Source organism: Flavobacterium adiutor, from assembly GCF_048282555.1.
GTDB lineage: Bacteria > Bacteroidota > Bacteroidia > Flavobacteriales > Flavobacteriaceae > Flavobacterium.
On sequence record NZ_CP182487.1, the window covers coordinates 3,151,704 to 3,165,491 of the forward strand.

Annotated in this window: 12 protein-coding genes and 1 pseudogene; 9 read left to right on the forward strand and 4 right to left on the reverse strand. The window is 35.1% G+C overall.

Features of this window, described 5'->3' with window-relative positions; translation table 11 throughout:
• Position 1 precedes the first annotated feature (1 nt).
• On the forward strand, positions 2-397 hold the full coding sequence (locus ACNC7R_RS13200) for an outer membrane beta-barrel protein (RefSeq protein WP_417941544.1): 396 nt from the start codon (positions 2-4) through the stop codon (positions 395-397).
• 381 nt (positions 398-778) lie between these two features.
• A pseudogene (locus ACNC7R_RS13205) lies at positions 779-1,018 on the forward strand (acyl-CoA thioesterase); the annotation flags it as partial.
• Here ACNC7R_RS13205 and ACNC7R_RS13210 read toward each other — a convergent pair.
• Positions 993-2,090, reverse strand: coding sequence for an IS4 family transposase (locus ACNC7R_RS13210; protein WP_417941019.1), 1,098 nt, complete (start codon positions 2,088-2,090; stop codon positions 993-995). The pseudogene ACNC7R_RS13205 and the gene ACNC7R_RS13210 overlap by 26 nt on opposite strands.
• Positions 2,091-2,219: 129 nt before the next feature.
• Here ACNC7R_RS13210 and ACNC7R_RS13215 point away from each other — a divergent pair, with 129 nt between their 5' ends.
• Entirely contained in the window at positions 2,220-2,438 is a 219-nt protein-coding gene (locus tag ACNC7R_RS13215; RefSeq protein ID WP_417943173.1) for a thioesterase family protein, read from the forward strand.
• Positions 2,439-2,514: 76 nt separating this feature from the next.
• On the opposite strand, the gene ACNC7R_RS13220 is transcribed toward ACNC7R_RS13215, so the two are convergent.
• Entirely contained in the window at positions 2,515-5,523 is a 3,009-nt protein-coding gene (locus ACNC7R_RS13220) for a LamG-like jellyroll fold domain-containing protein (RefSeq protein ID WP_417941545.1), read from the reverse strand.
• A gap of 230 nt (positions 5,524-5,753) precedes the next feature.
• Between ACNC7R_RS13220 and ACNC7R_RS13225 the strand changes: the two genes are divergently transcribed.
• From ACNC7R_RS13225 to ACNC7R_RS13235, 3 genes are read left to right on the forward strand one after another with little or no spacing between them, the layout of a single operon-like run.
• The gene (locus ACNC7R_RS13225) at positions 5,754-6,746 is read left to right on the forward strand and encodes an alpha/beta fold hydrolase (protein ID WP_417941546.1); all 993 of its coding nucleotides are present in this window, start codon (positions 5,754-5,756) and stop codon (positions 6,744-6,746) included.
• A 22-nt stretch (positions 6,747-6,768) separates the two neighbouring features.
• Positions 6,769-7,158 (forward strand): DUF1398 domain-containing protein, encoded by a 390-nt coding sequence (locus ACNC7R_RS13230; protein ID WP_417941547.1) that lies wholly within the window; start codon positions 6,769-6,771, stop codon positions 7,156-7,158.
• 19 nt (positions 7,159-7,177) lie between these two features.
• A complete protein-coding gene (locus tag ACNC7R_RS13235) occupies positions 7,178-8,026 on the forward strand; it encodes a sulfurtransferase (protein ID WP_417941548.1) in 849 nt (282 codons plus the stop codon).
• Between the two features lie 79 nt (positions 8,027-8,105).
• On the opposite strand, the gene ACNC7R_RS13240 is transcribed toward ACNC7R_RS13235, so the two are convergent.
• Both ACNC7R_RS13240 and ACNC7R_RS13245 read right to left on the reverse strand, forming a co-directional pair.
• The gene (locus ACNC7R_RS13240; RefSeq protein ID WP_417941549.1) at positions 8,106-9,557 is read right to left on the reverse strand and encodes a family 43 glycosylhydrolase; all 1,452 of its coding nucleotides are present in this window, start codon (positions 9,555-9,557) and stop codon (positions 8,106-8,108) included.
• 34 nt (positions 9,558-9,591) lie between these two features.
• On the reverse strand, positions 9,592-10,326 hold the full coding sequence (locus ACNC7R_RS13245) for a hypothetical protein (protein WP_417941550.1): 735 nt from the start codon (positions 10,324-10,326) through the stop codon (positions 9,592-9,594).
• Positions 10,327-10,695: 369 nt separating this feature from the next.
• Between ACNC7R_RS13245 and ACNC7R_RS13250 the strand changes: the two genes are divergently transcribed.
• The 3 genes from ACNC7R_RS13250 to ACNC7R_RS13260 all read left to right on the forward strand — a co-directional run bounded on the left by ACNC7R_RS13250 (position 10,696) and on the right by ACNC7R_RS13260 (position 13,379).
• Complete coding sequence (locus tag ACNC7R_RS13250; RefSeq protein WP_417941551.1) at positions 10,696-11,931, forward strand: ATP-binding cassette domain-containing protein; 1,236 nt, start codon at positions 10,696-10,698, stop codon at positions 11,929-11,931.
• Positions 11,932-12,223: 292 nt separating this feature from the next.
• Positions 12,224-13,006, forward strand: coding sequence for a HipA family kinase (locus tag ACNC7R_RS13255; RefSeq protein WP_417941552.1), 783 nt, complete (start codon positions 12,224-12,226; stop codon positions 13,004-13,006).
• Positions 12,996-13,379 (forward strand): DUF3037 domain-containing protein, encoded by a 384-nt coding sequence (locus ACNC7R_RS13260; RefSeq protein WP_417941553.1) that lies wholly within the window; start codon positions 12,996-12,998, stop codon positions 13,377-13,379. Before ACNC7R_RS13255 ends, ACNC7R_RS13260 begins: the two co-directional genes overlap by 11 nt.
• Positions 13,380-13,788 lie beyond the last annotated feature (409 nt).

Consider the following 13,788-nt stretch of genomic DNA (forward strand, 5'->3'; position numbering starts at 1 on the left):
TATGGACTTTTATTTAGGTACCAATGCCTATGATATACAAATCAGCAACGTAGGCAACAGTGGCTCGTACAGTAAATATAATATTGGAGGTTTCTTCGAACATCAGATGACAAATCATTTAGGAGCTAAATCTTATCTTTTATATACGAATACAGACAATGGAGATTATATTTTCTATTCTAATCCTGATTTTAACTTTAAAAATACAGAATCAAAAACATTACAATTACACTTGCTCATGAAATATGATGTTAGTAAAGAATACAATAAAGGTTTTTATGTAATGGGAGGATTAAGAACTACCTCCCTTTTAGATGTTACATCTGATGAATTCACTAATCTGGATGATGAATTTTTTAAAAAGACAAATTATGGTGTTTTATTAGAGCCTGTTTAGATTTTATCTAATTGCTTTTTACGGCTTATTTTCCACTATATTTCGTTAAATTTACACAAAAATAAGTCTATTATTCTTTCAAAATTTGCCTCATCTATCGAAAAATAATCTCATAAAAATCTAAATATTTAAATTTTAAACAGGCTCTTAGGTTTCGGAGTAAATTTTGCTAAACATTATAGCTTAGAATTAGTTGGTGACCGAAATATAACGAATCCGAACAATTCTGATAATTATAAAGCTAAAACTCTTGGAGTTTATTTTAACTTCTTAATTAATATAGAATCAATTCTTCAAAAATAACAATTTCAAAAATTGCCTTTTTAAGAGAAACTTTTTTCTTTTATTCGTAATTTCGATTTTTAAATTAATAAAATAAAAATGGCATCATTTATAAAAGAAATATCTTTCCGCTGGTCAGATCTCGACCCCAATTTTCATGTCCGCCACAGTGCTTATTACGATTTTGGCGCACAGCACCGTATTGAAATCCTGTCAGAACTTGGTTTGACTTTAAGAGTAATGCAGGAACAAAACTTTGGACCTGTTTTATTTAGGGAAGAATGTGTTTTTAAAAAAGAATTAAAACTTTCGGTTAAGTACATGACAAAAAGCAAAACATATTGTTTTCCAAAGATTTAAATCCTGTCAAAAGAAATTTTGACAAATAATCTAATCCATACTTGAAAATACTTACTGCTCTTCTGCCATGTTTTTTTATTATTATTTTCTGGATGCATTCATCCAAATAGTCGCCAATTTTATAACACCATACAAAAGCAATCATTGTTAGAGAAAATAGTTTTTCTAATCTTTTTAAATCCGTCACATGTGTGTCTTCTATGTTAAAACCACTACTTTTTAAACCTCTAAAAAGAGTTTCAATTTGCCATCTTCGTTTATAATAAACCATTGCTTGTTCTGGTTTATCGAATGATACAATAATTAAAAATTCTATTTTTCCATCCCTAGCAATGGTCTTGCTCCCAGAAAGATAGCATTTTTGACCATGTAACTCCACAATTCTCGGATAGTGGTAAAACTCGCCTATTTTTAAATTATTGAATAACCAAAAAGCCTTAATCTCTTCCTGTTTTTGATAAGAATAAATTTTGAAATTATTTCTGATTCTAATATAATACCTAATATTGTTTTGGTTTAGAAACTCTAACCATTTATCCCCAACAAACTCTCTATCAGCTAAGAGACAATCTATACTTTGCCTCCCGAACCATTCTATGTAGGTTTTGATTAAATCAATCCTCTCTTGTATATCTGAATTTCCTCGTTTATCCAACATTTTGAACATCAATGGAAATGCAACATTTTTATAACTGACTCCCAACATTAGAATGTTGATATTTTTAGTTCCGAACTTCCAATTGGTTCTATCTAAGACCAATACCAAATCGCATCTTACCGGTAATATATTGAATATCAAAGAAGAAACTATTTTCATAGGAAAGTCAAATTCCTTCATGAATCTTTGAACCCTCCTATAAGAGCTATTTTTATTGGCGGTTGTATCAAATCCCGATGCTAACCTATCATAATTAACTGTTTTTATTTTGCATAAAGCCGTTATAAATAAACAAATGAGCTTGACCCTTGCTAAATTGAGTTTCCCTTTGAAATGACCTTGTAAAACTGAAATAAGCTCTGTATCTTTACCCTCAAGACTGGTATTCTTCATTATAAAAATTATGTCGTAATAATTCTATAATGTACGAAATATCAGTCTTTTTTGCAAATTAATTAACCTGTATATTATTGATTTTTAGAAAAATATAATTTTGTCATGTACTAAAAACTTTCGGATAAAATTTTCATCCATACCAAAACGTCCAAAATGAAGGCTGATGCTTCACGCTGGTCTATCATTCACGAATTCCGAAGAGAAGATGATACACTTTGTGCTACTATTACTGTTGATGGTGCCTGGATGGATACCAAACTTAGAAAATTAGCTTCTCCAACACCTGAAATTGCTGTCGAAGCATTGAGTATTTTTCCAAAAAGTGATGATTTTGTCGGGTTGTAAATAAACCGGATTCCTTAAAATTATAAAAACCGTTACAAATTAATGTAACGGTTTTTATATGACAAATATTCTATTCTTATTCTGCTACAATTTTATAATTGTTATTTAAATTTTCTCCAGAAACATTTAAGATATAAAGTCCTGATACTTTTTTATTAGCAATATTCATAGTAAAAGTTCCATTCCCGTCCGACGCAATCTTTTCTCTAAGAATAATTTTTCCGGTTGCATCACTTAAAGTTGCGGTTACATAAGACAAATTACTATCAGGAATATTGATAAAAATTTTCTCTTTTACAGGATTAGGATACACAACAACATTGCTTTTGCTTTGATTGAATTTATCATTATTCAAAAATGTTTGATTATACAAAGCTGTAACTTCTGAAGCAGTTAAAGCATAATTAAACATTTTAAGCTCATCAAACAATCCTTTGTATGGTGCCGGAGTAGTATTGGCAAACAGTTCAAGTGCCCCGATATTACCAATTACTAAATCTGTTGCTTCTCCAATCCCTACAGCTGTTCCTGTTGCATCAGTTTTCTCATTAGTAAAAACACCATTTGTATATATTCTTAATTTAGATGCGGTAACATCTCGCATAATAATCACATTTACCCAATTTCCTGTAAAATAACTGGTTGCCGGAAGCGATGACGCAAGTTCTGTTTTTGTTTTATCATCATCTATCGCAAAACGCAATTGATTACTTTTAATTTCTACATTAAATCTTCTTCCTGTTGCCCCTGTTGTTGCGTTTTTTGTCATTGAGCCTTTACACAATATATAAGAACTCAATGTTGAACCAGCGGGTATTAAACTGGCATCAGCTTTCATCCAGAATGAAACAGTAAAAGAATTTTTATCAAAGAATATCTGATCTTGATTCGGAATGCTGACCATTAGCTTATTTGGCGTTAATGTTGCAAAATCTATGGCCTTATTCTCTTTTCCGGCTACTCTCACATTACTATTATCGAAAGCCGCATCTAATTGTCCGTTGTTTCCATAGCCGGAAATATCTTCAATTTGCTGGCCTTCTCCTGCTGTTTCCTTAAACGGCCAATGACCAACAAGTTCTGGTGTCAGCGCACGGAAATTCCATACATCACCGGTTATGGTTCCTTTAGCATTAGAAGCATCAATTCTCCAATAATAAGTTACTGCCGGACTTAATCCTGTAAGTTGATAAGATGGAGCTGCAACATAAGCTACATCAGCCAGCTTAGCTAAATTTAAAGGATCAGTACCAAAATAAACAGCATAAGTTGTTGTATTTGTACTGCCGCTCCATTTCAATGATAAATTTCCGTTTGTCAGCTGAATGTTAGTAAGTCCTGTAGCCGGATTAGGTGCAGATGCTTTAACTGGAGCTGACGGAATTGGCGGTGTAGTTACCGAAGCTGTTTCATATACTGATGATTCTGTGCTGTTTTTTGCTTTAACACGATAATAATATTGCGTATTTGGAAGTAAACCTGAGTCATTGTAACTTGTCGTATTTGTTCCAAGAGTAGCAATTACATTGAAATCTGTACCATTCTCTGAACGTTCTACAATATAATTGTCTTCGTTAGTCGCGCCATCAATCCAGTTGATTTTTAAAGAACTGGATGGCGGCACTTCGGTAGAAACCACATTTGTAAAATTGACATTAGATGGCGGAATAATAAAATCTGAAGGTGTTGAACTGGTCAATCCGTTAATATATACTTCAATATTCAGGTAAGGAGCATTTGTTGTGCTCACTGCCAAAGCATCGGCTGTATTTTTATCTAATCCGTTGGCGTCTTCCCAAGCATCCGGCATTCCATCATTGTCCATATCCAAAGGAGCCGGAGCACCATAAACATGACCTGCACCGCCATTGATAAAACCAAACTTGCTTGCCAGATCAGTTTGTACATACACATACGTAGCAGTTGTTCCTTTAGACATCAAATCTGAAATCATTAAATTTTCTACCTGATCTCGTCTTGGATAAGAAGCTCCAACACTCGATACAATTTTATTATAAGCATCCTCAGCAGACAATGTTGGATTTTTCATCGGATAGTCATACGGTGTTGACAAAAGAGTGGATATATCTCCAGTAGGATAGCCTGTTAAGTCGTATGGAACTAATGTTCCGTTTAGTATACCATCTTTATTATTGTCAAAATAATTTCCTGAACCATATAATGAGAAATTATCATTTCCACGGTTGAAAGGCGATGAAACTGTATTACTTGTGTTAGGGCCACCAATAAAATAATTATTGATGATGTTAACCTCTGAACTTCCTTGAGAATCTCCTCCCATAATGTAAGCATCTCCTGATTCGGTATGTCCGTAGGTGTTTCCATAATTCCCCCAATTATAAACAACATTGTTTACAAACTCGTTAATTCCTTTTATTTTATTGTTTCTGGTTTTATTACAGATATATAAATTACCTATCAAACTCACTTTTCCGCCAGCCGGGGGCTGAATCAAACCGCCTGCTGAATGATTATGGCGATGCATTCCCTGGCCAATAATACAATTCTGAATGGTGATATTATCAGGACTCACTCCTTTACCATCTGAATTAATCGAAAACACTTCATCAGTACCCCAGGTAAAACTCATGTGGTCTAAAATTATATTGGCTCCATTTGATATCCCCGATGCATCCTGATTTTGAGTGGTTGCCCCAAAACGAATACGAACATAACGGGCAATCGTATTGCTAGCTCCTGTAAATGAAACCTTTGCTCCTAACAAAACAATTCCCTCTCCTGTTGCTGTTTGGCCTGCAATAGTGGTGTTTTTTGCAATAGCAATTGGAGAAGCTACATTTATAATTCCCCCTACTTTAAAAATAACAAACCTACCTTCCTGACTAACGGCGTCACGAAAAGACCCTGGTCCGCTGTCATTTAAATTGGTTACTAAATAAATTTGAGGATTCACAGCACCCCTTGCTCCTGTGGTAAATCTTCCAAAACCTGTAGCTTCCGGAAATGCCAGTGTCTGAGCGCTCAAATCACTGGCTGTGGTAATTAATCCGCAAATCATAAAAAATTTAAGCACACGCTTAAACGTTAAGGTAATTTTTTTCATAATTGGTTAAATTTGGTTAAATAGTTATAACCAATATACTTAGAAGTCGCTGAGAGTCTGTCCTGTTCCATCCTGTATTCAAGTTAACTACTCACTACTTATCACATTTTCTTCAAAAAAGAAAAATCTTTCTTATAAAATTAATTTTCTGATAACTTTAAGATTTTATCTTTTGCTTTTCAAATGGTAAGGTTTAATTTTATAAATACCGCCAGTTAAAACATGCTGAAATGAAAAAACTAAAACTTATATTGCTTATACTTCCCTTTTTTTGCTTTTCGCAGCAGGAAAAAATAAAAGCATTGGATATTAATTTAACGAATTATGAATATCCTTTTCCGGTCAGTTTTTTCGAAGTCCACAATCAGCGACAGCCTCTAAAGATGGCTTACATGGATGTAAAACCCACTAATTATAATAATAAAAACATTGTCTTGCTTCATGGTAAAAATTTCAATGGAGCGTATTGGGAAACCACCATAAAAGCCTTAGCAAAAGAAGGCTTCAGGGTTATTGTCCCAGATCAGATTGGGTTTGGAAAATCATCAAAACCGGATAATTTTCAATATACATTTCAGCAGCTGGCCGAGAACACCAAAAAACTTTTAAACTATTTAGGAATTGAAAAAACAGCTGTTTTAGGGCATTCTATGGGTGGAATGTTGGCGACAAGATTCACACTGATGTATCCTCAAACTGTTGAGAAATTAGTTTTAGAAAATCCGATCGGCTTAGAAGACTGGAAATTAGTCGTTCCCTACAAGCCTGTCGACTGGTGGTACGAAAATGAGTTGAAACAAAATTATGAAGCCATCAAAAAATACCAAATGACAAATTATTATGATGGAAAATGGAATGCTGATTTCCAAAAGTGGGCTGAACTTGGCGCTGGATGGACAACAGCTCCAAATTATAATGTTGTAGCATGGAATTCGGCATTGATGTACGATATGATTTTTACCCAGCCGGTTTTATACGAATTTAAAAATATCAAAAGCCCAACTTTACTAATCATCGGAACCAGGGATAAAACAGCTTTAGGAAAACCCCTCGTTTCTGAAGAAGTGAGAAAAACAATAGGCAATTATGCCGAACTGGGCAAAAAAACACAAAAAGCAATTCCGAATTCTAAACTTGTAGAAATTGCAGACACTGGACATTTGCCACATATTGAATCTTTTGATCGGTTTATAAAACCATTAATCGTATTTTTGAAACAATAAAGTTAACCTTAAATCATTTTTTATGTTTACAATCGAACAAATAAAAGAGGCCCATGCCAAAGTAAAAAGTGGTGCCGATTTTCCAAATTATATACAGGATCTAATTATTTTGGGTGTAAAAGGGTATGATACCTTTGTAAATGACGGTCATATCGAATATTATGGTGTAAATAATTATTCTGTTATTTCAGAAGAAAAATATGCTGAAATAAAAATTGAAGACACAGCCAATAAAGAGCGTTTTATAGAATTTCTGGTAGCCCATCAGGATGGGCAGACGGATTATATTACTTTTTGTAACCATTCCGGACAATGCGGAATCGCAAAATGGCGTGTTGATATTATGGAAATGACTTGTACCTATTTTGATAAATCAGGTAATGAAATATTGATTGAAAAAATCCCTGATTAATTATTAATAACAAGTTCAGATGTCACAGAATTGGTCTCCTATAATCAGCCCCGAGAAATTGATTCAGCTAAAAAAATCATCCGAAATTATATTGGTTGATGCCAGAGCCGGAGTCAATATGGAAGATAATTATAAAAAAGAACATTTAAAAAATGCCCGTTATGTAGATCTAAACCGCGATTTAACTACAGCAGACTACAATCCTGCAAACGGCGGAAGGCATCCTTTGCCTTCGATCGAAAAATTTTCAAAAATCCTGTCTAAACTTGGTATTACACCTGAAAGTCACGTTATTATTTATGACGATAAAAGCGGTTCGAATGCCGCTTCACGATTTTGGTGGATGCTAAAAGCTGTTGGTCATGAAAAAGTACAGGTTTTAAACGGAGGTTATCAGGCGGCAATTCATAAAGGTTTTCCTTTAAGCTACCAAGCAGAAAAATTTGACATAACAGAAAGATATCCGGTTTCAGAATGGCAGCTTTCTTTAGCAAATATTAATGACGTAGATAAAGCCCGTAATAACCCAGAAAACATTGTGATTGACGTAAGGGACAAAAATCGCTTTGACGGTATCACAGAACCCATTGATCTTATTGCAGGTCACATAACAGGCGCTATTAATGTTCCTTTTAGCGAAAATTTAGACGAAAACGGCTTTTACCTTTCGGCTGAAAAACTGGCTGAAAAATATACTAAAATTTTAGGTTCCGTAAAACCGGAGAATGTAATCGTTCATTGTGGTTCCGGCGTTACAGCCTGTCACACTCTATTAGCAATGGATTATGCAGGAATTCCAATTCCGCACCTTTACGTAGGATCATGGAGTGAATGGTCTAGAAGTAATAAACCTATGGTAACAAAGTAAAATTAAATTACTTAATCAGCAAAAAAATGAAAGGCGTACCTGTTTTTAAGTACGCCTTTCATTTTGTATTGAACAAATATTAGTGTGCTCTAAAATTCCATTTAGAATTATCACTATTCATATCAAATTTTGCAAGTGTTGGTGTACTGTCTCCAGAAGAAACTAATGCTAATTTTTCATTAGAATTCGGAACCACTTTTGGCATTATCCTGTAGGTTCCGTCAATTAATTGATCAATACGCCATAATTGTTCTGACGCGCCTGTAAATTTAGGAACGCTTATTAATTCACCCTCTTGTGTGGCTGCTAATGCACGTTCTGTTCCTGCTATTACTATTTTATAATACGGTGCTCCAAGATATCCTCCCGCATTTGGAACTGCTGTAATGGTCCATTTTTGATGAGGACGAAACATATAATCTCCTATACGAATACCGGTATTCCCTTTAGGCCAGGTATCCATTACATCTGATAGTTGCTGAGAAGGAACAGCTTTTACCGGCTCATTAGGGTCATGCTCCCAAGGACGCATTCTGCCTGGCATGCGAACGAAATCTACCGCTAACTCTAAAGCATATCCCCTTCTTTCTGATTCAATTTCATAAGTTCCTTCTTTGAAATTATCTCCTGCAACCGGCCATCCGTTTTTCCATAATAAAGGACGAATACCCAATACGCTCCTTCCGTTTTGATCCAGATCTGCTTCATAATGGCAGGACATTTTATGAACTCCATCACCAAGGTCAACAAGTCCAAAGTGTCCGGGGCCGTTAACTCTTCCACCTGCTGCGATTACCATCTTACCACCTCCTTTTAACATGTCTCTACCCACATTATCAAGGTATGGCCCTGTAACTTTTTTAGAGCGTCCTACCACTATATTATAAGTAGAGTTCGCACCATCACAACAAGTTCCGTGTGTCCCAAGAAGATAATACCATCCATCACGATATAGCAGATCAGTTGCTTCACAATCAATTGCAATATCTATCGCTTTGTTGCCTTTTATGCGTGCTCCTGTTTTAGGATCAAGTTCCACAAGTCGGATAAAACCAAAATAGGTCCCGTAAGAACACCATAATCTACCATCGGTAGGATCTAAAAGAAGTCCCGGATCAATTGCGTCGTTATCTTCCATATTACTGGAAGAAGCTACCACTATTGGTTCTGAATATTTAAAATTTGGAGAATTTGGATCAAGAGTTTTATTCCACATCGTATTTATTTGTCCGTCATGACCGCCTCCAAGTCCACCGCCAGTTGAGCCGTAGGCAATGAGATAACGATCACCAATTTTTACTACATCAGGAGCAGCTCCTCCTCCTGGTCTTACGCCTCCTTCGTTCCAGGTCCAGCCATCTTCAGAAATTAATCCGCCTCCACGAGTGCCAAATGTATAATACTTTCCTTCACATTCCATGATTGTTGACGGATCATGTATAAATGGTTTTCCTGTCTGGGCATTTACTGCTCCAGTTAGCCATATTGATAAAAGGGCTGTTCTGCCTATTAATTTATTTCTTATTTTCATAATAATTTCAAAATTTATACAAATGAGATTAATTTTATTCCAGAGTAATAGTTAAATCCTTAACTGGCTGCCCTTTTTCATCCAGAAAACGAACGCAAAAATCACTCATTCCGGGCCCGTTGATTACTGCGCCGCGAATTATATTTTTCCCTTTGTTAAGTGTTAAACGCGGCGAGACACAATCATCCATTACCATACGTCTGTCTCCTGAAAGCAGTACAGCTTCTTTTTCATTTACCCACCACATTGATGCTGAGTTTGAACCTACAGCCAATCTTACATTCTTCATTTCTTTTGGACTGTTCACTACTGTTACTGACCAAAATAAAACCCCATATATCTCTTTTTTTAATCCATAAGCTAAACGAAATAATTTTACATTGAATTTTTTGCTGTCCAGTGCATGCCATGTTAGCTCCTGATCCCCAACTTTTACCTTATCTCCATTTTTAGGAAGGCCTGTAAACTGATTTGGAAAATACTCAGTAGAAAATGCGGTTCTGAGGTAACTATCAGTAAAGACAGTATTACTTCGATTTGGTTTGTTAATTGGTTCTAATAGCAGCCAACGCTGAATAAATCCTTCAGAATCTGGTGTCTTTTTTGATTTTGTTGCAGGACTAAAGTAAGGCTCAATACTTCTTATCGTATCGTTTTTAGCATTAGGATCAATTTTGCCTCCTGATGAGACAGTAAATCCTTGTAACCCTAATGTTGCCAAGAATACAAAGCACATGACTTTCAAGAATGTTTTGTTTTTAATGTTCATAATCGGTTTTTAAAGTTTTTTCGGTTTTTTATTATTGGTTCATTCAAAAAATTAGTACATTTTTTTACTAAATTACAAATAAAAACAACCGGTTGTGATTACTAAGTATGATTTTTACATTTAAAACAATGAAAAGGTAAAATTGACCAGCATCTTAAAAGATCCTACATTGAAAATGGAATTTTAAGCAATTAGTAGTTATTTTCAAATGGTCAAATAAAGTATATTTGCAAACTTAAAAGTTTCTATTATTTAGTTTTAATTCCAAAATTTACAGACAATTACATACTTCTCATAATAATTCAATTAATAAAATAACTCTGAAAACTTAATAACAAAGAAAACAGAATACTTTTTAAGAAATAAATAATGCATCAAAAACAACATTGGGACATCCTTCTAACCAATCAGGTTAATAAAAAAAAGTTCATAGACACCCTGCTTTCAGGAGAAGCTAAAGAAGAATTAGCCGTTTTTAATAACCAAAAAGGCATTCTATTCTCAGACATTTCAATCGAAAAATTCATAGAAAGAGAATATCAATACGAATCTGTTGAAGCATCTCCTGAGTCACACAGGCAATTGCGTACTTTTTCATCCGGTGAACGCAAAAAAGAGTTCTTAAAATACTGTATAAGCCAGAAACCGGATTTTATCATTTTTGATAATCCTTTCGATCATTTAGATCAGGCTTCCCGTCTGGCTTTAGCAATTTCTTTAGAAAAACTGACGGACACTATTTCAATTATCCAGCTTGTAAATCGTACGGTTGATTTAATGGATTTTGTGCTGAATAAAGTCCAGATCAAAGACAACTCGTTTACTTTATATCCTATTTCAAAAACCGAAAACCATTTTAAAACCTTAAATACAGCTGCAATTCCAAAGGCTCATGAACCAGTGGCTACTTTTCACGAAAGTGTATTAATAAAAATGGATCATATTTCAGTAAGTTATGAAGATCGAAAAATTCTGGACAACATTTCATGGACTATTAAACAAGGTGAATTCTGGCAGCTAATTGGCCCTAATGGTTCCGGAAAAAGTACAATTCTATCCTTAATTACAGGTGATAATCCGAAAGGATATGGCCAGGATTTATTTTTATTCGGTAGAAAAAAAGGAAGCGGTGAAAGCGTTTGGGAAATCAAAAAACAAATCGGAATGTATACCACTTCTATGATGGATCTTTTTCAAAAAAGCCATACCCTGGAAGAAATGATTCTATCCGGATTTTTTGATTCTATCGGATTGTATATTGAACCTACCACTTTACAAAAACAAATTGTTGCACAATGGCTGGAGGCAATTGAAATGAGTCATCTAAAAAAGAAACGTTTCATAGACCTTTCGATCGGACAGCAAAGAGTAGCTTTAATTGTTCGTGCCGTTTTAAAACATCCTCCTTTACTGATTCTGGATGAACCTGTTGAAGGATTAGACGATGAAAATGTAGATTTAGTAATTCAGCTAATTAATACCATCCGACAGGAAACCAATGTCGCTATTTTGTACGTTTCTCACAGAATCGAATCTGGCCTTGCTCCTACTTCTGTTTTTGAACTTATTCCTTCAGAAACAGGATCGGTTGGGAAAATTAAATGACTCTGTCGGATATAATTTTTTGTTAGTTCCGATCCCGATTTTTATCAGGATTGTGATTGTATCGAGAACGAAAAAAATTATTATGAAAAACGGCGCCCGATACATTTTTTTGTTGCATTTTCCTGCTCAAAAAACACGATCTGACGATATGAATAATCTTCCCAACATTTTTAATATTTAAAAATTATCGCATTTTTAAAATCTAAAAATTAATCAAGTATAAGAATCAAATGATCTAAAAGAGTAAGTTTGTAGCATAGTAAATACTACATATGAAATATATTTTACTTATATGAAAAACAATTTCGATCTCAGAACGGTCAATGTTACCCGATATATAACACCTTTACGCGAGGGAGGTTCTTTACCTGCTTTGGCGGAAGCTGATGACGATTTTAAATATGTCCTCAAATTCAAAGGTGCCGGACATGGCGTAAAAGCCCTTATTGCCGAATTAATAGGCGGACAGATTGCCAAAGCGTTAAAACTACAGCTTCCGGAATTGGTTTTTGCCAATCTGAATGAAGCTTTTGGGCGTACCGAAGCCGACGAAGAGATTCAGGATTTACTGCAGGGAAGCCAGGGACTCAATCTGGCGCTTCACTTTTTATCTGGTGCCATAACATTTGATCCTGTGGTGACAACTGTAGAGGCTAAACAAGCATCGCAGATTGTCTGGCTGGATGCTTACATTACCAATGTCGACCGGACTTTCAAGAATACCAATATGCTGATCTGGCATAAAGAATTGTGGCTGATTGATCACGGTGCGTGTTTGTATTTTCATCATTCATGGAACAACTGGGAACAGCACGCCAAAAGTCCGTTTGCCTTGATTAAAGATCACGTTTTACTGCCTCAGGCTTCACTTTTGAAAGAAGTTGATGCCGAATTCAGAGCGATTCTGACAGCTGAAATTTTAGAAGAAATAGTCAATACGATTCCGCTGGAATGGCTGCAGTGGGAAGATACAGATGAAACACCAGAAGGCTTGCGAAAGGTGTACTTACAGTTTTTAAAAACGAGATTAGAGAATTCCGAAATATTTGTAAATCAGGCTCAAAATGCAAGATAGTCACTTATACGAGTATGCTGTAATTCGTGTTGTGCCAAGGGTAGAGCGCGAAGAATTCCTGAATATCGGAATTATTTTGTTTTGCAAAAAAGCCAAGTTCATAAAGGTTCTTTTTTACTTAAATAAAGAAAAAATAGAAGCTCTTTCTAATGATTTCGACATACAACAATTAGAATGCAATCTAACGTCATTAGTAAAAATCGCCAACGGAGCCAAAGACGGCGGCCCAATTGCTGAGTTTGATATACCGGAGCGTTTTCGATGGCTGACAGCTATCAGAAGTTCTGCTATTCAGACCTCAAGGCCACATCCGGGTTTGTGCGGGGATTTAGAGGAAACAATTCAGAGGCTGTTTGAGGAACTTGTTTTGTAACCTTTTTTATCGTACAAGTCATATAAGACAATTTAAGTTTTGCCTTAATGAATCTCGTAAAGACGCGAATGCGCAAAGTTTTTTGTTTCACGCCGATTGCTTCACCTGTTCGCTGTCGCTTGGGTCTGCAGATTTATAAGCAGATAATCTTCGTGCATCTGCTTTAATCTTTTTAAATCTGCGTGAAAACTTTGCGAATCACTGCGTTTCCTTTAGTGCATCTCTGTGGTACAACACTTAAAGCTTTCTTCAAAATAGCAAAAGTGATTTACTTTCTTAAATACGCACCTTATTTTTCATTATTATTTATTTGGGTTTAACTTTTATTTTTTTGAGTTAATATTTTGTATTGAAATACTTTAACTTGTGCAAAACGAAAAATCCAAATTTACATTACAGAATGCGTTCA

Coding starts and splice junctions, on each gene's coding strand:
- ACNC7R_RS13255 (WP_417941552.1), top strand. CDS start 12,224: ATGAAAAACAATTTCGATCTCAGAACGGTCAATGTTACCCGATATATA.
- ACNC7R_RS13260 (WP_417941553.1), top strand. CDS start 12,996: ATGCAAGATAGTCACTTATACGAGTATGCTGTAATTCGTGTTGTGCCA.
- ACNC7R_RS13220 (WP_417941545.1), bottom strand. CDS start 5,523: ATGAAAAAAATTACCTTAACGTTTAAGCGTGTGCTTAAATTTTTTATG.
- ACNC7R_RS13235 (WP_417941548.1), top strand. CDS start 7,178: ATGTCACAGAATTGGTCTCCTATAATCAGCCCCGAGAAATTGATTCAG.
- ACNC7R_RS13210 (WP_417941019.1), bottom strand. CDS start 2,090: ATGAAGAATACCAGTCTTGAGGGTAAAGATACAGAGCTTATTTCAGTT.
- ACNC7R_RS13250 (WP_417941551.1), top strand. CDS start 10,696: ATGCATCAAAAACAACATTGGGACATCCTTCTAACCAATCAGGTTAAT.
- ACNC7R_RS13230 (WP_417941547.1), top strand. CDS start 6,769: ATGTTTACAATCGAACAAATAAAAGAGGCCCATGCCAAAGTAAAAAGT.
- ACNC7R_RS13245 (WP_417941550.1), bottom strand. CDS start 10,326: ATGAACATTAAAAACAAAACATTCTTGAAAGTCATGTGCTTTGTATTC.
- ACNC7R_RS13200 (WP_417941544.1), top strand. CDS start 2: ATGGACTTTTATTTAGGTACCAATGCCTATGATATACAAATCAGCAAC.
- ACNC7R_RS13240 (WP_417941549.1), bottom strand. CDS start 9,557: ATGAAAATAAGAAATAAATTAATAGGCAGAACAGCCCTTTTATCAATA.
- ACNC7R_RS13225 (WP_417941546.1), top strand. CDS start 5,754: ATGAAAAAACTAAAACTTATATTGCTTATACTTCCCTTTTTTTGCTTT.